The organism is Solimonas variicoloris DSM 15731, assembly GCF_000382285.1.
Taxonomy (GTDB): domain Bacteria; phylum Pseudomonadota; class Gammaproteobacteria; order Nevskiales; family Nevskiaceae; genus Solimonas; species Solimonas variicoloris.
In genome coordinates this window covers 166,553-186,564 of record NZ_KB907925.1, presented here as the reverse complement: position 1 = coordinate 186,564, position 20,012 = coordinate 166,553, and the positions used below count along the sequence as shown (strand labels likewise).

At 66.4% G+C, this 20,012-nt stretch carries 17 protein-coding genes; 10 read left to right on the top strand and 7 right to left on the bottom strand.

Annotated features, from left to right (window positions below):
• Positions 1 to 45: 45 nt before the first annotated feature.
• A complete protein-coding gene (locus H149_RS0100935; RefSeq protein ID WP_039747602.1) occupies positions 46 to 1,263 on the top strand; it encodes an MFS transporter in 1,218 nt (405 codons plus the stop codon).
• A gap of 128 nt (positions 1,264 to 1,391) precedes the next feature.
• Here H149_RS0100935 and mnmE read toward each other — a convergent pair whose 3' ends face one another.
• The 5 genes from mnmE to rpmH all read right to left on the bottom strand — a co-directional run bounded on the left by mnmE (position 1,392) and on the right by rpmH (position 5,242).
• Positions 1,392 to 2,738, bottom strand: coding sequence for a tRNA uridine-5-carboxymethylaminomethyl(34) synthesis GTPase MnmE (mnmE, locus tag H149_RS0100930; protein ID WP_020647844.1), 1,347 nt, complete (start codon positions 2,736 to 2,738; stop codon positions 1,392 to 1,394).
• A gap of 75 nt (positions 2,739 to 2,813) precedes the next feature.
• Positions 2,814 to 4,469, bottom strand: coding sequence for a membrane protein insertase YidC (gene yidC, locus H149_RS0100925; protein ID WP_020647843.1), 1,656 nt, complete (start codon positions 4,467 to 4,469; stop codon positions 2,814 to 2,816).
• Between the two features lie 4 nt (positions 4,470 to 4,473).
• A complete protein-coding gene (gene yidD / locus H149_RS0100920; protein WP_020647842.1) occupies positions 4,474 to 4,770 on the bottom strand; it encodes a membrane protein insertion efficiency factor YidD in 297 nt (98 codons plus the stop codon).
• Complete coding sequence (gene rnpA / locus H149_RS22495; RefSeq protein ID WP_083930717.1) at positions 4,713 to 5,087, bottom strand: ribonuclease P protein component; 375 nt, start codon at positions 5,085 to 5,087, stop codon at positions 4,713 to 4,715. Before rnpA ends, yidD begins: the two co-directional genes overlap by 58 nt.
• 17 nt (positions 5,088 to 5,104) lie before the next feature.
• On the bottom strand, positions 5,105 to 5,242 hold the full coding sequence (gene rpmH / locus H149_RS0100915) for a 50S ribosomal protein L34 (RefSeq protein ID WP_020647841.1): 138 nt from the start codon (positions 5,240 to 5,242) through the stop codon (positions 5,105 to 5,107).
• Positions 5,243 to 5,436: 194 nt separating this feature from the next.
• On the opposite strand from rpmH, the gene dnaA reads away from it, so the two are divergent.
• The 4 genes from dnaA (at position 5,437) to gyrB (ending at position 11,792) form a co-directional block, all read left to right on the top strand.
• Positions 5,437 to 6,777 carry a chromosomal replication initiator protein DnaA gene (gene dnaA / locus H149_RS0100910; protein WP_020647840.1) on the top strand — a complete coding sequence of 447 codons (1,341 nt, stop codon included), beginning with the start codon at positions 5,437 to 5,439 and terminating at the stop codon, positions 6,775 to 6,777.
• A gap of 240 nt (positions 6,778 to 7,017) precedes the next feature.
• Positions 7,018 to 8,118 carry a DNA polymerase III subunit beta gene (gene dnaN, locus H149_RS0100905; RefSeq protein ID WP_026352733.1) on the top strand — a complete coding sequence of 367 codons (1,101 nt, stop codon included), beginning with the start codon at positions 7,018 to 7,020 and terminating at the stop codon, positions 8,116 to 8,118.
• A 30-nt stretch (positions 8,119 to 8,148) separates the two neighbouring features.
• Complete coding sequence (gene recF / locus H149_RS19245; RefSeq protein ID WP_020647838.1) at positions 8,149 to 9,213, top strand: DNA replication/repair protein RecF; 1,065 nt, start codon at positions 8,149 to 8,151, stop codon at positions 9,211 to 9,213.
• A gap of 92 nt (positions 9,214 to 9,305) precedes the next feature.
• On the top strand, positions 9,306 to 11,792 hold the full coding sequence (gene gyrB / locus H149_RS0100895; RefSeq protein WP_020647837.1) for a DNA topoisomerase (ATP-hydrolyzing) subunit B: 2,487 nt from the start codon (positions 9,306 to 9,308) through the stop codon (positions 11,790 to 11,792).
• Between the two features lie 22 nt (positions 11,793 to 11,814).
• Here the strand turns inward: gyrB and H149_RS0100890 are convergent, their stop codons facing one another.
• Positions 11,815 to 12,282, bottom strand: coding sequence for a hypothetical protein (locus H149_RS0100890; protein WP_245540445.1), 468 nt, complete (start codon positions 12,280 to 12,282; stop codon positions 11,815 to 11,817).
• Positions 12,283 to 12,421: 139 nt separating this feature from the next.
• On the bottom strand, positions 12,422 to 14,797 hold the full coding sequence (locus H149_RS0100885; protein WP_020647835.1) for a penicillin-binding protein 1A: 2,376 nt from the start codon (positions 14,795 to 14,797) through the stop codon (positions 12,422 to 12,424).
• Positions 14,798 to 14,984: 187 nt separating this feature from the next.
• Between H149_RS0100885 and H149_RS0100880 the strand changes: the two genes are divergently transcribed.
• From H149_RS0100880 to H149_RS0100860, 5 genes are read left to right on the top strand one after another with little or no spacing between them, the layout of a single operon-like run.
• The gene (locus H149_RS0100880) at positions 14,985 to 16,073 is read left to right on the top strand and encodes a pilus assembly protein PilM (RefSeq protein WP_020647834.1); all 1,089 of its coding nucleotides are present in this window, start codon (positions 14,985 to 14,987) and stop codon (positions 16,071 to 16,073) included.
• Positions 16,070 to 16,657 carry a PilN domain-containing protein gene (locus tag H149_RS0100875; protein ID WP_020647833.1) on the top strand — a complete coding sequence of 196 codons (588 nt, stop codon included), beginning with the start codon at positions 16,070 to 16,072 and terminating at the stop codon, positions 16,655 to 16,657. Before H149_RS0100880 ends, H149_RS0100875 begins: the two co-directional genes overlap by 4 nt.
• Positions 16,654 to 17,310 carry a type IV pilus inner membrane component PilO gene (locus H149_RS0100870; RefSeq protein ID WP_020647832.1) on the top strand — a complete coding sequence of 219 codons (657 nt, stop codon included), beginning with the start codon at positions 16,654 to 16,656 and terminating at the stop codon, positions 17,308 to 17,310. Before H149_RS0100875 ends, H149_RS0100870 begins: the two co-directional genes overlap by 4 nt.
• Positions 17,307 to 17,819, top strand: a complete 513-nt coding sequence (locus tag H149_RS0100865) for a pilus assembly protein PilP (RefSeq protein WP_020647831.1) — start codon at positions 17,307 to 17,309, stop codon at positions 17,817 to 17,819. The genes H149_RS0100870 and H149_RS0100865 overlap by 4 nt, the downstream gene beginning before the upstream one ends.
• 19 nt (positions 17,820 to 17,838) lie before the next feature.
• Entirely contained in the window at positions 17,839 to 19,920 is a 2,082-nt protein-coding gene (locus tag H149_RS0100860; RefSeq protein ID WP_020647830.1) for a type IV pilus secretin PilQ, read from the top strand.
• The last annotated feature ends 92 nt before the right edge of the window (positions 19,921 to 20,012 follow it).

Below are 20,012 nucleotides of genomic sequence, written 5' to 3'. Positions count from 1 at the left end.
CGCCTAAGGACAATGCGCACGTCGCTTCCAGACTGGAGCCGCTCGATGTCTACCATTCAACCCATGCATGCAAACCTTTCTGCACCGACCGCGAACCTTGCGCCTTCGCTGATCCTGCTGCTGGCCACCGCGGCCGGCCTCAGCGTCGCTTCGCTGTACTACAGCCAGCCGATGCTCGGCGTGCTCGGCGCCGATCTGCACAGCGACAGCCGGCTCGTCGGCCTGGTGCCGACCCTGACGCAACTCGGCTACGCGCTCGGCATCCTGCTGCTCGCACCGCTCGGCGACCGCTACGACCGGCGCCGCATCATCGTCGCCAAGGCCGTGCTGCTGAGCTTCGCACTGCTGCTCAGCGCGGCGGCGCCGGGCATCGGCTGGCTGCTGCCGGCGAGCCTCGCGGTCGGCCTGACGGCGACGCTCGCGCAGGACATCGTGCCGGCCGCCGCGACGCTGGCGCCCGACGCCCATCGCGGCAAGATCGTCGGCACGGTGATGACCGGCCTGCTGCTCGGCATCCTGCTGTCGCGCGTGATCAGCGGCCTGCTCGCCGAGCATCTCGGCTGGCGCGCGGTCTATGTGCTCGCCGCGTTCAGCATCGCGGCGATCGGCGTCGCCGCCTGGCGCGGCCTGCCGCACTTCCGGCCGACCACACAGCTGCACTACGGCGCGCTGCTGCATTCGCTGCTGCGGCTGTGGCGGCAGCATCCGGCGCTGCGCCGCGCGGCCTGGTCGCAGGGCCTGCTGTCGCTCGGTTTCAGCGCCTTCTGGTCGACGCTCGCGATCATGCTGCACGCCCGCTTCCAGCTCGGCAGCGCGGCGGCCGGCGCCTTCGGCCTGGCCGGTGCCGCCGGCGCGCTGGCGGCGCCGCTCGCCGGCCGCCTCGCCGACCGTTACGGTCCCGATCGCGTCGCACGGCTCGGCGCCGGACTCGCGGCGCTGTCATTCGCGGCGATGGCGGTCGGCCCGCTGCTGTCGATGCAGGCCCAGATCGGCCTGATCGCGACGAGCGCGATCGGTTTCGACTTCGGCATCCAGGCCGCGCTGGTCGCGCATCAGACCATCGTCTACGGCCTCGACGCCGGCGCCCGCAGCCGCCTCAACGCGCTGCTGTTCACCGGCATGTTCGTCGGCATGGCCAGCGGCGCCGCGCTCGGCAGTCTGGCGCTCGCGCAATGGGGCTGGCCGGGCGTCGTCGCGGTCGCCACGAGCGGGGCGCTGGCAGCGCTCGCGGCACGTTCGATCGGCCGTCGCGAAGGCGACTGAGCCGCATCACGCAGGTGCACGGCGGCCGCTCCGGCAACGAAGCGGCCGCCGTTGCTTGTCTGGCGTTCAGGCAGAGCTGGCGAAGATCAGTCGGCGCGCGCCGCAGGCGCAGCGCGACACGGAGCGCCTCACTTGCCGATGCAGAAGCTCGCGAAGATGCGCCCGAGCAGATCCTCGCTCGTGAAGCGCCCGGTGATCTCGCCGAGCGCTTCGTGCGCCAGGCGCAGGTCCTCGGCGGCGAGTTCGGGCATCGAGCGCTCGGACAGGCGCTGCGCGGCCTGCCGCAGATGCGCGGCGGCGCGGCGCAGCGCCTCGACGTGGCGCGTGCGCGCCGAGAACGCGCCCTCACCGCCGGCGTGCAGGCCGGCGTGGCGGTGGATCGCGTCGATGAGGCTTTCGATGCCTTCACCGGTCGCCGCCGACAGATGCAGTTCGTCCGCGCTCTCCGCACGCGTACCCAGCGTCGGGACCAGATCGCACTTGTTGTGCACGATCAGCCGCGGCAGCGACGGCGGCAGCGCTTCGAGCAGGCGCCGGTCCTCGGCACCGAGGCCACTGCGCGCATCGACGATGAACAGTGCCAGCTCGGCCTGCTCCAGCGCGCGACGCGCACGGCGGATGCCTTCGCGTTCGACCGGATCGTCGGACTCGCGCAGGCCGGCGGTGTCGACCAGCGTCACCGGCAGACCGCGCAGGTCGAGGTTCTCGCGCAGCACGTCGCGCGTGGTGCCGGCGATCTCGGTGACGATCGCGACGTCGGCGCCAGCCAGACGATTGAGCAGCGTCGACTTGCCGACGTTCGGCCGGCCGGTCAGCGCCACGGTGTAGCCGTCGCGCAGGCGCCGGCCCTGCGCGGCCCGCGCCAGCAGCTCGTCGAGCGCGGCCCGCGCGGCTTCGAGCCTGGTGCCGAGCGCACCGTCGGCCAGCCAGTCGACATCCTCGTCGGAGAAGTCGAGCGCGCCTTCGACGTACATGCGGATCTCGACGAGCTGCGCGGCGATCGCCTCGACGCGACGCGAGAACTCGCCTTCGAGCGAGCGCTGCGCGGCGCGCGCCGCCTCGGTGGTCGCGGCGTCGATCAGATCGGCGATCGCTTCCGCCTGGGCAAGGTCGATGCGCTGATTCAGGAAGGCGCGCTCGGAGAATTCGCCCGGCCGCGCCAGGCGCGCACCGGCCGCGCAGGCGGCCTGCACGATCAGCTGCAGCGCGACCGGACTGCCGTGCGCCTGCAGTTCGACGACGTCCTCGCCGGTGAACGAGTGCGGCGCGGGGAAATGCAGCAGCAGGCCGCTGTCGAGCACGCTGCCGTCGGCGGCGCGGATGTGGCGCAAGGCCGCCGTGCGCGGTGGCGGCAGTGGCGCGGCGAGCTGTGCGGCGATCGCGCTGGCCTGCGGACCGGACAGGCGCACGATGCCGACGCCGCCACGACCGGAGGCGGTCGCGATGGCAACGATGGTATCGGTCGGAATCGGCATACCGGCGAGTCTAGCGAGCCGGAGCGCGACAGCGTCGAGCGCACGCCGGCAGATACCGGCGTGCGCTCGGGCGGGCTAGCGCTTGAGGCCTTCGCCGGCGAGGCGCCGGGTGATGACCCACTGTTGGGCGATGCTGATCAGGCCGTTGACGACCCAGTACAGCACGAGGCCCGACTGGAAGAAGGCGAAGAAGGCGGTCAGGCCGATCGGCATGATCTGCATGACGCGCTGCTGCGTCGGGTCCATCGCCGTGTTGCCGGACATCTTCTGCTGGATGAACATCGTGATGCCGTAGAGCACCGGCAGCACGTAGAACGGATCGGGCGCGGACAGATCCTGCAGCCACAGCATGAACGGCGCCTGGCGCAGCTCGACCGATTCGAGCAGCACCCAGTACAGGGCGATGAAGATCGGGAACTGCACGAGGATCGGCCAGCAGCCCGCGAGCGGGTTGAAGCCCTCCTTCTTGTACAGATCCATCATCGCCTTCTGCAGGCGTTCGCGGTCGTCGGCGTAACGCTCGCGGATGTCCTGGATCTTCGGGCCGAAGACCTTCATCTTCGCCATCGAGCGGTACTGCGCCTCGGACAGCTTGTACAGCGCGAGCTTGACGACGATCGTCAGCAGGATGATCGCGACGCCCCAGTTGCCGGTCCAGGTGTGGAACAGCTTGAGCACCCAGAACATCGGCCGGGCGATCGCCTTGAGGATGCCGTAGTCCAGCGTCAGCTCGAAGCCCGGGGCGACGTCGTCGACGCGGTCCTGCAGCTTCGGGCCAACATAGAGCTTGGTGTCGAAACGATGCTCGGCACCGGCCGGCACGGCGACGCTGGCGCCGACCACCTGTGCGCGGTAGCCGCCGGCCTCGCGCGGACGCGCGCTGTAGCGCAGCGTCTCGTCCGCCGGCGGCACGATCGCGGCGACGAAGTAGTGCTGCAGCATGGTGATCCAGCCGCCGGTCTGCTGCGTGTCGAAGCCATCGGACGCCAGCTTGTCGAGCGCGGTCTTCTTGAACTTGTAGCTGTCGCTGCCCGGCTCCGACTGCTGATAGAAGCCGACGCCGGTGAAGGTGTGGGCGAACTTGGGCTCGCCGTCCGGCTTGAACTCGTTGCGCACCAGCCGCGCATACGGGCTGACCGTGAGCTCGGCGCCGCTGCCGTTGCGGATCGTCTGGCTCAGCTCGATCTGGTAGCTGTCGCGATGGAAGCGGTAGATCTTTTCCGCCTGCAGACCATCGGCGCCCTGATAGCTCAGCGTCACCTCGAGCGTGTCCTGGCCTTCGGCAAGCTGGTACGCGGCCTGCGCGCTGCTGAACGGCGTCTTGTCGGTGACCAGCGCCTTTTCGGAGCCGGCGAGGCCGCTTTGCAGCACGAACAGGCGGCCGTTGCGATCGTCGAGCAGCGACATCGGTTCGGGCTTGTTCTTGTCCGCCGGATACTGGCGCAGCTCCAGGCGGCGCAGCTCGCCGCCGAGCGTGGAAATCTCGGCGATGTAGACGTCGGTCTCGACGCGGATGCGCTGCGCGGGCGCCGCCGGCGCCGGCTCATCGCCGGCTTCGGTCGCGGCCGCCGTCGCGGCGCTGGGCGCTTCCACGGCGTCGGGCGTCGTCGGCGCGGACTGGTCCGCGACCGGCGACGGCTGGTGGTTGCCGTAGTCCTTCTGCCAGGCCTGGTAGAGGAAGAAGAGGACGACGCCGAGCAGCGCGATCAGGATAAAGCGACGGTTTTCCATCGTTTCAGGCTTCGTGGTGAGCAGAACCGCAGGCGCAGGCACGGCGCCCCGGCGGTGGGGGCGGGACAGGATCGTATCCGCCGGCGTTGAGAGGATGACAGCGGCCGATGCGGCGCAGGGCGAGCCAGCCGCCGCGCACCGGACCGTGCAGGCCGATCGCGTCGACCGCGTAGTGCGAGCAGCTCGGATAGAAACGGCAGCGGGGGCCCAGCAACGGGCTCAGCAGCAGCTGGTAGCCGCGGATCAGGACGATGGCGCAGCGGCCGATGAAACGACCGATGAAGCTGAGATACGGGTCCACAATCGCTCCAGGCTCTGGCGCAGCGGAGACTGGAGTATCCGGCTGCCGGGCTTGACGAGAATGACCAGATCGACGCTCGGCAGTCGCGCCTGATGGAGGCGGAAGCTCTCGCGGATCTGACGCTTGACCCGGTTGCGATCGGTCGCCAGCGCAAGCGCTTTCTTCGAGACCGCCAGACCGAGTCGGGCGTGGCCGACCTTATTGACGGCGACCACCGCCGTCAAACCCCGTTCGTGTACTCGGAACCCGCGTTCGAAGACAGCCTTGAATTCGGCGGGTTTCAGCAAGCGGGCGCGCCGCGGAAAGCGCGCCTTCATTCGCGAAACTCCGAGCCTTACGGAACGAGACGCTTGCGGCCCTTGGCGCGGCGGCGCGACAGCACCAGACGACCGCCCTTGGTCGCCATGCGGGCACGGAACCCGTGCGTGCGCTTGCGACGCAGCTTCTTCGGCTGATAAGTGCGCTTCGACATGAATCACCTAATACGGTTGGCAAACACAAAAAGGGCGCGGAGTGTACCGGCTGGCGGAAATGTGTTCAAGACCGCCGCCTGCGCAAAGCTGTGGATAAGTTGTGACCGAAACTATAAACTTCCGGTCCGGCGCCCGCGCGCGCTCCCACCGTTGCACGGTCGTGCCCACGACCGCGTCTCACACCCAAAAATCAATGCAAGAAGAGGATCTCTGGGCGCAGTGCGTGCGCTGGCTGGAAGGTGAGTTGCCGGACCGCGACATCCACACCTGGATTCGCCCGCTGCAGCCGGTTTTCGTACGCGATCGCCTCACGTTGCTGGCGCCGAACCGCATGGTGCTCGAACGCGTCCGCCAGGACTTTCTCGAGCTGATCCGTCGCGGCATCAAGGTCAGCGGCGGCCGCGACCTCAGCGAAGTCGAGATCGCCGTCGGCACGGTCGACGGCCGCAGCCCTGCCGCTGCGAGCGTCATTGCCGGCGCAGAGCCGGTGGCGGCCGTCGAAGAACCGGCGCCGCTGCCGTCCGGCAAGCTGAACCCGGACTACACGTTCAAGAACTTCATCGAAGGCAAGTCGAACTCGCATGCGCGAGCGGCGGCACAGCACGTCGTCGAGGAGCCCGGCGGCACCTACAACCCGCTGCTGATCTACGGCAGCTCCGGCCTCGGCAAGACGCACTTGATGCATGCGGTCGGCAATGCGCTGCAGGCCGATCGCCGCGCGCGCGTCGTCTATGTCGGCGCCGAACAGTGGATGAACCAGTTCACCGCCGCGATCCGCCACGGGCGGATGGACGAGTTCAAGAACCTGTATCGCTCGGTCGACGCCCTGCTGATCGACGACATTCACTTCTTCGCGCACAAGGAGCGTACGCAGGAGGAGTTCTTTCACACCTTCAACGCGCTGATCGACGGCCGCAAGCAGATCGTGCTGACCTCGGACCGCTATCCGAAGGACGTCGACGGCATCGACGATCGCCTGAAGTCGCGCTTCACCTGGGGACTTTCGGTCGCCGTCGAGCCGCCGGATCTGGAGACCCGCGTCGCGATCCTGCTGGCCAAGGCCGACCAGAACAAAGTCGCGCTGCCCAAGGAAGTGGCGCTGTTCGTCGCCCAGCGCGTGCGCTCCAACGTGCGCGAGCTGGAAGGCGCGCTGCTGCGCCTGTCGGCGAGCTCGCGCCTGCGCGGCGAACCGCTGACGGTCGAATTCGCGCGCGCCACGCTCAAGGACATGCTGGCGGCCTATGAGCGCATGGTGACGATCGACAACATCAAGCGCACCGTGGCGGCGTACTACAACATCCGCGTCGCCGATCTGAACTCGCCGCGCCGCACGCGCTCGCTGGCGCGGCCGCGTCAGGTCGCGATGGCGCTCGCCAAGGAACTGACGCAGCACTCGCTGCCCGAGATCGGCGAAGCCTTCGGCAAGGATCACACGACCGTGCTGCATGCCTGCCGCAAGATCGCCGAGCTGCGCGAAGAAGATGTGAAGTACCGGGAAGATTACGAAAACCTGCAACGGCAGCTCGGTTTTTGACAAGCTGTGGACCGGGGCAGGGATGAGCTTGGGGGCGCGTCTCGGTACAAGCTGTGGATAAAATCAGTCCAGATTTTATGCACAGGAATCGACGGGGCTTCTTGGTGCTTCAGTCGGGCCTGATATTTTCGTTTAAGTTAATGATTTAATTGTAAATAAAATAAATATCCACAGCGCCGACGCGGAACTATTGCTGTTAGATCTGAATTGGTTTGAAGACAAGAGTGATGGGATAAGGCTATGAAACTGCAAGTGGGGCGAAATGAATTGCTGTCGGCGCTGTCGGCGGTCATTGGCGTCGTCGAGCGCAGGCAGACCTTGCCGGTCCTGTCGAATTTCCTGCTGGAGCTGAAGGACGACGAACTGGTCGTGACCGGCACCGATCTGGAGATCGAGCTCGAAGCGCGTGCTCGGGTACAGAATCTCGCTCCCGGTCGGGCAACGGTTCCGGCCCGCAAGCTCTTCGATATCTGCCGCGGCCTGCCCGAAGGCGCCGAGATCAGCCTGGAAGTCGGCAGCGACAAGGCTTTGCTCAAGTCCGGACGCAGCCGCTATTCGCTCTCTTGTCTGAAGGCCGAGGAATTTCCTGCGCTCGGTCGCGTCGGCGAAGGCAAGACGCTGAGCCTGCCGCGCCAGCAACTGCGCGGTCTGATCGAGCGCACGCAGTTCGCGATGGCGCAGCAGGACGTTCGTTATTACCTCAACGGCACTTTGCTCGAAGTCGACGCCAAGCGCGTCCGCGCCGTCGCCACTGACGGCCATCGTCTGGCGCTGAGCGAGATCGAAGCCGACACTGGCGTGGGCGAGAAGCTGCAAGTGATCGTGCCGCGCAAGGCGGTGCTGGAGCTGCAGCGTCTGCTCGATGCCACCGAGGAGCCGGCGACGGTGAAGATCGGCGCGTCACAGATCGAAGTCGATCTGGATGTCGTGCGTCTGACGACGAAACTGATCGATGGCCGTTTCCCGGACTACGAGCGCGTGGTGCCGGAATCGGGCGACAAGAAGCTGCAGGCCGATCGCGAGACCGTGAAGCGGGCGCTGGCCCGCACGGCGATCCTGTCGAACGAGAAATTCCGCGGCGTGCGCCTGACGATCGACGGCAGCAAGCTAAGCCTGCAGACGCACAATCCGGAACACGAGGAGGCGGAAGAGGATCTCGAAGTCAGCTATGAAGGCGGACCGATTGAGATCGGCTTCAACGTCAACTATCTGCTCGATGCGCTCGGCGCGTTGAACAGCGAGCAGTTCGTGATGGAGCTGAAGAACGCGGATTCGAGCGGATTGATCCACGCCGCCGACAGTCTGGCGAGCAAGTACGTCGTGATGCCGATGCGGCTTTGAGCCGCGGCACTGCGATCGACGTGGAGGCCCATGCGGCTCGCACAGCTCAAGGCTGACAATTTCCGTTCGCTGCAAGGCTTGAGCCTGCTGATTCCCGGCAGGCTCAATTTGTTTGTGGGCGAAAATGCCGCTGGCAAGACAACGTTGCTGGAGGCGATCTACGTCCTCAATCGTGGACGTTCGTTTCGCGGCAGCAGCGCACAGGAACTGGCCGGGCGGGAGAGCCGGCAGTGGACCGTGTTCGGGCGCTATGCCTCCGCGTCTTCGCTCGGGCACACGCTCGGTATGCGCTGGGACGGCCAGGGTCTCGAGACACGGCTCGACGGCGCGGCGACGACGACGCTGGAGTTGCTGCGTCTATGTCCGACACAGATCCTCGAACCGGGCATGCATCGCATCGTTCAGGATGGTCCGACGTATCGGCGCAGCTTCATCGATTGGGGGGTGTTCCACGTGGAACACTCGTTTCTGGACGTCTGGCGTCGCTACCGCCGAGCGCTGCGGCAGCGGAACCTGCTGCTGCGGCAGCAGCGCGGAGAGCGCGAGATCGCGGCCTGGGAACCGGAGCTGGCCGAGGCCGGCGAGCAGCTCGACGCCCTGCGTCGTCGCCATCTGGAACAGATTGCGCCGCGTGCCTCCGAGCGGGTCGATGCCCTGCTGCGTGAGGGAGAGTGGCACTTCGAGCTGCAGCGCGGCTGGCCGGCTGGCACGAACCTGCGGGACGCGCTGGCGCAGCAGCGCAAACGCGATCTGCAGTTCGGTACGACCCTGAACGGTCCGCATCGCGCCGAGCTTCGCATCCGGGCCGGCGATCGCGGGATCCGGCATCGCATCAGCCGCGGACAGCAGAAGTTGCTGCTGGCGGCCCTGCTGCTGGCGCAATGCGAGGAAGTTCACCGCCAGACCGGCTTTGCGCCCATCCTGTTGGTCGACGATGTCGCCGCCGAGCTCGCGGAGCCGTACCAGGACAATCTGCTGGGCGCGCTGGCGAGCTATGCGGGACAGGTCTTCATGACGGCGTTCGAGCTGAATGCAGCGCTGAAGCGCCTCGATCCCGCCGTGTTCCACGTGGAACATGGAACCGTGCGCGCCTGACCCCATATTACAGAGCCTATCCCCAAGCTTATGCACACAGGCGATGAGTGCCGGGGTGGTAAAATGTCTACTTCACGTTTGAGCCGATCCCGATGACTGCGCAGCCGAATCCCGCTTACGACGAATCCAGCATCCAGCAGCTCGAAGGCCTTGAAGCGGTTCGCAAGCGTCCCGGCATGTACATCGGCGATACCTCCGACGGCACCGGTCTGCATCACATGGTGTTCGAAGTCGTCGACAATGCGATCGACGAGGCGCTGGCGGGTTATTGCGACGACATCGTCGTCACCATCCACGCCGACAATTCGATTTCGGTTTCGGACAACGGCCGCGGCATTCCGGTCGGCGTCAAGTTCGACGACAAGCACGAACCGAAGCGCACCGCCGCCGAGATCGTGATGTGCGTGCTGCATGCCGGCGGAAAGTTCAATCAGAACAGCTACAAGGTTTCCGGCGGTCTGCACGGCGTCGGCGTCTCGTGCGTCAACGCGCTCAGCAAATGGCTGAAGCTGACGATTCGCCGCGACGGCAAGAAGCATTTCATGGAGTTCCATCGCGGCGCTGCCGCCGATCGCCTCATCGAAGTGCAGAACGGCGTCGAAGTGTCGCCGCTGCGGGTCCTCGGCGAAACCGACAAGCGCGGCACCGAGGTGCACTTCCTCGCCGACGAGGAGATTTTCGGCAAGGTCGAGTTCCACTACGAGGTTCTCGCCAAGCGCCTGCGCGAGCTGTCGTTCCTCAACAACGGTGTGCGCATTCGCCTACTCGACGAGCGCACGGGCAAGGAAGAGGACTTCGCGTTTTCCGGTGGCGTGAAGGGATTCGTCGACTACATCAACCGCGCCAAGACCGTGCTGCATCCCACGGTGTTCTACTCGAGTGGTGTCGCCTCGGTGCCGGTCGGCTCCGGACCCACGGTCGAGGTCGCCGTCGAAGTGGCGATGCAGTGGAATGACAGCTACCAGGAACAGGTGCTGTGCTTTACCAACAACATTCCGCAGTCCGACGGCGGTACGCATCTGACCGGCCTGCGCGCGGCGATGACGCGCGTCATCAACAAGTTCATCGAAGAGAACGAGTACGCCAAGAAGGCCAAGGTCGACGTCAGCGGCGACGACATGCGCGAGGGCCTGGCTTGTGTGCTGTCCGTGAAGATGCCGGACCCGAAATTCGCTTCGCAGACCAAGATGAAGCTGGTGTCGAGCGAAGCGCGCCCGGCGGTGGAGGAAGTCGTCGCCGAGAAGCTCGCCGAGTTCCTCCTGGAACGTCCGGCCGAAGCCAAGATCATCTGCGGCAAGATCGTCGAGGCGGCGACGGCGCGCGAGGCGGCGCGCAAGGCGCGCGAGATGACCCGCCGCAAGGGCGTGCTCGACGGCATCGGCCTGCCGGGCAAGCTGGCCGACTGCCAGGAAAAGGATCCGACGAAGTCCGAACTGTTCCTGGTCGAGGGTGATTCGGCCGGTGGCTCGGCGAAGCAGGGCCGCGACCGCCAGTTCCAGGCGATCCTGCCGCTGAAGGGCAAGATCCTCAACGTCGAGCGTGCCCGCCTCGAGAAAATGCTGTCGTCGCAGGAAGTTGCGACGCTGATTACGGCGCTCGGCTGCGGCATCGGCAAGGATGACTTCAAGCCGGAAAAGCTGCGCTACCACCGCATCATCATCATGACCGACGCCGACGTCGACGGTGCGCATATCCGCACGCTGTTGCTGACGTTCTTCTACCGGCACATGTACACGCTGGTCGAGCGCGGTCACATCTACATCGCCCAGCCGCCGCTCTATAAGCTCAAGAGCGGCAAGACCGAAACCTACGTCAAGGACGATCACGAGCTGAACAACTGGCTGATCGGCACCGCGCTCGATGGCGCCGCGCTGAGCGCCAGCGCCAGCACTGTGCCGGCTGCAGCGGTTCCACATGAAACCCTGGCTTCGCTGATCCGCGAGTACGCTTCTGTCAACGAGCTGATCGAACGACTCGGACGCCGCTACGATCATCACGTTCTCACCGAACTGGCCCGTCTGGCGCCGGTTCCGGCATTGGCGGCCGATTTGCCGGCCTGGGCAGCCCGCTTCACGGCGGCGCTGAACGGCGAGGGCCTGCGCGGCAGCTTCCGCGTCGATGCGCGCGTGGGCGGCGAAGCGCCGCTCGTCGAAGTGACGCGGAGAATGCACGGCAACGAACAGCTCATCGCCTTCAACAGCGACTTCTTCCTCGGCACGGACTACCAGCGCATCGCGGCGCTGCGTCAGCGCATCGCGGCGCTGGGCGACGGCGGTCTGCAAGTCTCGCGCGGCGAGCGCAAACAGAGCGTTGCAGACTTCGACGCGGTCTACGCCTGGCTGCTCGGCGAGGCGCGCCGTGGCCTGCACATCCAGCGCTACAAGGGACTCGGCGAGATGAACCCGGAGCAGCTCAGCGAGACCACGCTGGAGCCGAAAAACCGCCGCCTCGTGAAGGTCGATGTCGAAGACGTGGTCGCTGCCGACCAGATCTTCACGACGCTGATGGGTGAACAGGTCGAACCGCGTCGCGATTTCATCGAAAAGAACGCGCTGCTGGTCGGCAATCTCGACCTCTGAGCGGAGTGCGGCGGCGGCTTCTTCAGTCGTCGCCGGCTTCGGCGAGGCGTTCGGCTTCGGCCAGATCGAGCCGGCGATAAGGACGGCCATCGTTCGGCGAGAGCGGCGGCCGATTGCGGTCATCGAGCGAGAAGACGGCAATATCGACGCCGATGCCGTCAAGTTCGAGACGCGATAACGGTATCGCCACTTCACGACCGCCAGCATAGCGGTAGCGCCGCTCGCCATCCTCGAAAGCGATTCCGGCTTCCATCAGGAACACGTCGAGCATCTCGGGCTGCTCGGCGAATGCATGCAGTTGCAGGCGATGCGCCGCCGTCACGGCGCCGCTGACTGCACCACCCGTCAAGCGCGGTTCGAAGTACGCCAGCCGCCGCATCAGGCGCGGCGCGAGCCGGCGCATGCGCCGCAGGTGCTGGCGATACGGTTCGCCGCCGAACAATCGCAAATAATCGATGACCGCCGCCTCGACGCGGGCGTTGTCCGGCAAGGGCGTGCGCGGCGGCAGGCCGAGCCGCTGCAGCGCCTTCAGCTTGGCGCCGTGGTAGTCGGTCAGCGCTTCTTCGCAGACGATGCGCGCCGCCTCCTCGGCAATTCCGCGGCGATCGGGCCCGTTCATGGCGATGCGCTCAGTAGAGGTCCTCGAGCCCGGCCTTGTTCGGATCGCGCTCGTCGCCGCTCTCGGCTTCCGGGATGTGATCCTGCTGCACGGTCTCGAAGATCGCATCGCCGGCGCCGGCCCGGGCGAGCTTGCCGCTACGCGGGTCGATGCGCACCTCGACCAGTCCGGCCGGCCGCGGCATGCGCTCCTCGGGCACGCCCTTGAGCGCGATGCGCATGTAGTCGATCCAGATCGGCAGCGCGGCGCGGGCGCCGACTTCGCCACGACCGAGCGGCGTCGGCTGATCGAAACCGACCCAGGCGATACCGACCTGCGTCTTCTGAAAACCGTTGAACCAAGCGTCGGTCTCGTCGTTGGTCGTGCCAGTCTTGCCGGCCAGATCGTTGCGACCGAGCTCGCGCGTCTTGGCCGCAGTGCCGCGCACGGCGACGTCGTGCATCATGTCCGCGATCAGCCAGACGATCTGCGGCTCGATCGCGCGCGGCGCCAGATCGTCTGCCGGTGGTGGCGGCGCGACGGCCGCCTGCGCGGCGCGATCGGCGTCGGCCGCCTCGGCGAGGCGCTGGTCGATGCAGGCCGGACAGGCGCGCTTCGGATGGGCCGCGTACAGCACCTGACCGCGGGCGTCACGAATCTCGGCGACGAAATAAGGATCGACGACGAAGCCGCCGTTGGCGATCGTCGCGTAACCGCGCGCCATCTCCAGCGGCGTAAACACGGCGCTGCCGAGTGCCATCGTCAGATCGTTCGGCAGGCGATCGGCAGGAATGCCGAAGCGCGGCACGTACTGCCGGGCGTAGTCGATGCCGATCGCCTGCAACAGGCGGATCGAGACCAGGTTGCGCGATTGCACCAGCGCTTCGCGCAGACGCATCGGGCCCTGCAGATCGCCCTCGAAGTTCTCCGGGCGCCAGCCGGCGCCTTCGGTGGCGCCGTCGAACACCACCGGCGCATCGAGAAAGATCGAAGCGGGCGTGAAACCGTAGGCGAGACCCGCCGAGTAGAGGAACGGCTTGAAGCCCGAGCCGGCCTGACGGCGGGCCTGGATCGCGCGGTTGAACTTGTTGGCGTAGAAATCGAAGCCGCCAATCAGCGCCTCGATGGCGCCGTCCATCGGGTCGAGACCGACGAATGCGGCCTGCACGGACGGCACTTCGGCGAGCCGCCAGCGCTCGCCGACACGGCGCACGCGCACGACGTCGCCCGGCTCGAGCGGCTTCCTGGCCAGGTTGGCGTTGGCCCAGGCGAAATCGGCCTTCTCCAGGGTGACGAGGCCGTCGCGGGTCAGCAGCTTGATCTCCTCCGGCGCGTACGACACGACGGCGGCGGCGATCAGGCCCGCGACCGGCGGCCGCGCATCGAGCGCACGACCGAGTTCGCCGTGACCGCTCTCGCTCAGCACATCGGCCGGCAGGCGCGCTTCGGGGCCGCGCCAGCCGTGCCGTTCGTCGTAGTCGAGCAGGGCTTTGCGCAACGCCGCGTTGGCGGCGAGCTGCTTGTTCGAATCGATCGTCGTGACGACGGTGTAGCCCTTCGTATAAGCGTCCTCGCCGTACTGCTCGACGAGCTGCGCGCGCGCCATTTCGGCGACGTAGGCGGCGTCGAGTTCGACCTTGGCCTGATACGGGTGCACGGTCACCGGCTCGGCGAGCGCCGCCTCGTAATCGAGCGCCGAGATGTAGCCGAGATCGCGCATGCGGTGCAGCACGTAGTCGCGACGTTCGTGGGCACGCTGTGGATTGGCGACCGGGTTGTCGCGCGACGGTGCCTTCGGCAGGCCGGCGATGACGGCGATCTCCGACAGCGACAGCGCGCGGATGTCCTTGCCGAAATAGACCAGCGCGGCGGCGCCGACGCCGTAGGCGCGCTCGCCGAGGAAGATCTTGTTGAGGTAGAGCTCGAGGATCTCCTGCTTCGACAGCTCATGCTCGATGCGCGTCGCCAGCACGATCTCCTTGAACTTGCGCGTGAAGGTGCGCTCGTTCGACAGGAACACGTTGCGGGCCAGCTGCATCGTGATCGTGCTGCCGCCTTGCGCCTTCTCGCCGGAACTGGCGAGCTTGAACGCCGCGCGCGTCAGCCCTTGCCAGTCGAAGCCCGGATGCTCGAAGAAGCGGTCATCCTCGGCGGCGAGGAAGGCGTGGATGACGTTCTGCGGAATGTCCTGGTACTTGAGCAACGCCCGCCGTTCGGCGCCGAACTCGCCGATCAGCTTGCCGTCGCGGCTGACGACGCGCAGCGGAACGGCCAGCTGCAGCTGGCGCAGGCTGTCGACCGAAGGCAGGTCGCGACCGAAATACTGGGCGGCGCCCCAGGCCGCGACGGCACCACCGAGCACCAGCGCCGCGAGGGCCAGCGTCGTCGCGAGTATCCACCGTTTCATGCTTCACCTAGGGCCGCCAACGGGCCGGAACGCCCGCGCAGAGCGCGGCAATGTTTACTTAAGCTTCATAGAGTTGCCCGCAGAAGCTTGCGTTGCACCGGAAGAGCTTTCGGCTATAGTACGGCGCCGGGCCGGAAAAGTGTTTCGGGCTCGCGGGGGAAAGTCAACGCGGGTGGTACGAGGCTTTATGGCGATCAGACAATCGCTGTTTGGCGGGGGGGATCAGCATCTGATCGGCCTGGATATCAGTTCCAGCTCGGTGAAGTTGCTGGAACTGGCGCGTAAGGGAGAGCGGTTCCACGTCGAGACGTACGCCGTGGAGCCACTGCCGCCGAATGCCGTCTCCGACAAGCAGATCACGGAACCCAAGCTGGTGGCGGAAGCCATCGGCAGAGCCGTCAATCGCGCCGGCACGCGCACGCGCCAGGCGGCCGTCGCCGTCTCCGGCGCCGCGGTGATCTCCAAGATCATCGAAATGCCGGCGGCGCTCTCCGACGACGAGATGGAAGAGCAGATCCGCGCCGAAGCGGATCAGTACATCCCGTACCCGATCGACGAGGTCAATGTCGATTTCGAGCTCGTCGGCAAGAACGCCAAGAACAGCGAGATGGTCGACGTCCTGCTCGCCGCCTGCCGCAAGGAACAGGTCGATCAGCGCTGCGCCGCCATCGAGCTCGCGGGCCTCAAGCCCAAGGTCGTCGACATCGAGACCTACGCGCTCGAAAACGCCGCGCAATTCCTCGAGCACCAGATGCCCGACGGCGGCAAGGGTCGCACGATCGCGCTCGTCGACATCGGCGCCAACACCATGTCGGTGCTGATCCTGCACGATCGCCACACGATCTACACCCGCGATCAGGCGTTCGGCGGCCGCCAGCTCACTGAAGAGATCATGCGCCATTACGGCATGTCCTTCGAGGAAGCGACCAAGGCCAAGCGCGCCGGCAGCCTGCCGGAGGACTACGCCGCCGAGATCCTGCCGAACTTCATCGTCGACATGGCGATGCAGATCGACCGCTCGCTGCAGTTCTTCTTCTCGGCCGTTACCCAGTACACGCAGATCGACCAGATCATCCTGGCCGGCGGCTGTGCGCAGATCGAAGGCATCGACGCGCAGATCCAGGAGCGGCTGCAGATCCCGACGGTGATCGCCCGCCCGTTCGCGCAGATGAGCGTCGGTGCGCGCGCCAAGCCGGCCAATCTGGCGCGCGACGAAGCGGCGCTGCTGATCGCCTGCGGCCTGGCCTTCCGTGCGTTCGACGAGCCGAAGAAATGACGACCCGCATCAATCTGCTCGACTGGCGCAGGGAACGCCGCGAACGCCGCAAGCGCGAGTTCGCTTCGATGATGGGCCTCGGCCTGATCGCCGCCGTCGCCGTCGTCGGCGCCGCCTACGCGGCGATGACCAGCGCCGTCGACAACCAGAATCAGCGCAACGACCGCTTGCGGGCCGAGATCCGCGAGATGGACCAGAAGATCACGGAGATCCAGGAGCTCGAGAAAGTCCGCAACAACCTGCTGGCGCGCATGCGCGTCATCGAGGAGCTGCAGGCCAATCGCGCCGCGACCGTGCATTTCTTCGACGAGATCGTCAACACGCTGCCGGAAGGCGTCAGCCTGACCTCGCTCAAGGAGCAGGGCGACCTGGTCAAGATCGAGGGCGTCGCCGACTCGAACGGCCGCATCTCGACCTACATGAAGAATCTCGATGCCTCGCCGTGGTTTGCCGACCCGCGTCTGGTCATCATCAAGAGCAGCGACAAGAACCGCCAGCGCAAGTCCGAATTCACGCTGGAAGTCAAAGCTCTCAATCGCCCTGCCGATAAGACCAAAGCCGCCGATGCGGAGGTGAGCGAATGAAGGCGCAGGACGTTTTGCGGCAGCTGCAGACGCTCGACGTCAACAATCCGGGCGCGTGGCCGATCTGGGCGCGCATCGGTGCCGCCGTGCTGCTCGCGGTCGTGCTCAGCGGCGCCGGCATCTGGTTTCTGGTACGGCCGGTCAGCGAGGAGCTGGACGCCGCGCGCCAGCAGGAGCAGTCGCTGCGCAGCGACTTCGAAGCCAAGCAGAAGAAGGTCGCCGGTCTCGATGCTTACCGCGAGCAGCTGGCCGAGATGGAAAAGTCCTTCGGCGCGATGCTCAAGCAGCTGCCGAGCAAGGCCGAAGTGGCCAACCTGCTCAACGACATCTCGCAGACGCGCATCGCCAGCAGCCTCGAGGAAGAGCTGTTCCAGCCCGAGAGCGAGATCCCGAAGGAGTTCTACGCCGAGATCCCGAACAAGATCGTCGTCGTCGGCGACTATCACGAGATGGGCAATTTCGTCAGCGGCGTCGCTGCGCTGCCGCGCATCGTGACCATCGAGGACGTCGAGATCCGGCCGATCAATACCAAGGCGGCGGCCGCCAACGCCTCGACGCAGCTGCGCATGACGGCGACGGCCAAGACCTACCGCTATCTCGACGACGAGGAAATCGCCGTCCAGAAGAAGCCGGCGAAAGGGAAGAAGAAATGAGCCGCGCACTTGCGTCATGTCTGCTTCTGGGCGGCCTGCTGGCGCTGGCTGGCTGTGGCGGCGGCGCCTCGGATCTCGACCGTTACATCGCCGAGGTCAAGGCGCGCAAGACCAAGGACATCGAGCCGATTCCGCAGATCAAGCCGTATCAGCCGTTCGAGTACGTCGCCGACGAGCGGCGCGATCCGTTCGTGTTCGTGGAACGCGCTGCCGAGAACGCCAACCCGACGGGCCCGCGCCCTGATCTGCGGCGCAACAAGGAGCCGCTCGAGGAGTTTCCGCTCGACGCGCTGCGCATGGTCGGCATCATCGCGACGCCGGCCGGAACCTACGCGCTCGTCAAGGCGCCGGACGGCGTCGTGCACCGCGTGGCGGTCCATAACCACATGGGCCAGAACTACGGCGAGATCGTCCGTATCAGCGAATCAGAAGTGAGCCTGCTCGAACTCGTGCCGGATGGTTTCGGCGGTTGGACGCAGCGCCCGGCCAGCCTCGCGCTGAGCCAGTAAGGAAATCCAGGGAGTCGTCATGCTGAAGCTCACCGCCCGGTGGTTCAAACAACTCGTCGGCCTGCTGTTGCTGTGCGTCGCCGGCACGGCGCCGGCACAGGGCCCCGCCCGCCTGCTGCAAGGTCTCGACTACGCCGCCCAGCAGGGCGATCGCGTGCTGCTGACGCTGACCTTGTCCGACGTCGCGCCGCAGCCGGCGGTGTTCACGGTCGATCAGCCGGCGCGCATTTCGATCGATCTGCCCGACACCGGGCTCGCGCTCGCCGATCACTATCGCAAGGTCGGCATTGGCAGCGTTTCGGCTGTGGCCGCGGTCGAGGCCGGCGGCCGCACCCGCATCGTCGTCGAGCTCGCGCAAAGCGCGCCGTACACGCTGCGTGCCGACGGCAACAAGCTCTACGTCACGATCGACAACGCGCAGCCGGCGTCCGGCACTGCGGCGGCGGCCACGCGCGCCGAACCCGCCGGCGCCAGCAGCATCGGCAACATCGACTTTCGCCGCGGCGAACAAGGCGAGGGACGCGTCGTCGTCAGCCTGAGCAATCCGCGCGCCGTCGTCGACGTGCGTGACGACGCCGGCAAGATCGTCGCCGTGTTCAAGAACACCAGCGTGCCCGACAAGCTGATGCGCCGGCTCGACGTGCTCGATTTCGCCACGCCGGTGAAGTACATCGACATCCGCCGTGAGGGCAGCAGCACGATCGTCGCGATCACGCCGGTCGCCGGCGCCAGCTTCGATCAGGCCGCCTACCAGTCGGCCGGTCAGTTCACCGTCGAGCTGCAGCCGCTGACCCCGGAGAAGATCGAGGCCCGCAAGCGCGACGAGCCGCAGTACAAGGGCGAACGCATCTCGCTGTCGTTCCAGAGCATCGACGTGCGCGCGCTGCTGCAGATCATTGCCGACGTCGCCGGTACCAACATGGTGATCAGCGACGCGGTCAAGGGCGACATCGCGATGCGCCTGCAGAACGTGCCCTGGGATCAGGCGCTCGACATCATCCTGCGCAGCAAGGGTCTTGGCATGCGCCAGCAGGGCAACGTGATGATGGTGGCGCCGATCGACGAGATCGCGCAGCGCGAGAAGGCGGAGCTGGAGGCGCAGCGGCAGAAGACCGATCTGGCGCCGCTGCGCTCGGAGATCATCCAGGTCAATTACGCCAAGGCCTCGGACATGAAGGCGCTGCTCGGCTCCGACAAGACCTCGCTGCTGACCGATCGCGGCCGCGTCACGGTCGACGAGCGCACCAACACGCTGCTGGTGCTGGAGACGCGCGACAAGATCGACGAGATCCGCGCGCTGGTCGCCAAGCTCGACATTCCGGTGCGTCAGGTGCTGATCGAGTCGCGCATCGTCATCGCCAACGAGGACTTCGCGCGCGAGATCGGGACCAAGTTCGGTGTCAGCTCGACCGGCACGATCGGCAACACGCGTGTCGGCCAGAGCGGCAACAACACCGGCTCGCGCGACGCCGCCAACGGCAGCACGCCGGCACTTAACGATTCATACATCGTCAATCTGCCGTCCGGGACGAGGGGTGCACCGTCGATCGGCTGGTCGATCCTCGGCACCGATTTCCAGGTCGATCTCGAGCTGCAGGCGCTGCAGACCGAAGGTCGCGGCGAGGTCATTTCTTCGCCGCGCGTCGTCACCGCCAACGGCAAGCAGGCGACGATCGAGCAGGGCCGCGAAATCCCGTACCAGACCTCGAGCGGCAATGCCGGCACCAACACGCAGTTCAAGAAGGCCGTGCTGTCGCTGACGGTGGCGCCGCAGATCACGCCGGACAATCGCGTGATCATGGATCTCAACGTCACCAACGACAGTCAGGGCGAGAACGTCAGCACCGGCACCGGCGGCACCGCGCCGGCGATCGACACGCGGCGGCTCGACACGCAGGTGCTGATCCGCAGCGGCGACACGGTGGTGCTCGGCGGCGTGTTCCAGCGCGAGACGAACAGCAGCGCCTCGAAAGTGCCGCTGCTCGGCGACATGCCGCTGCTCGGCTTCCTGTTCCGCAAAAGCAGCAAGGAAGACACCAAGCGCGAGCTGCTGATCTTCGTGACGCCGAAGGTTCTGCAGGAAGGCTTGAAGGTCGAATGAGCGACGTCGCGAAACGGGGGCCGCAAGGCCCCCGTTTCGCATTCGGCGCACCGGTGCGCCGATTTGCCGGATAATCACGAACCGGCGCCCGG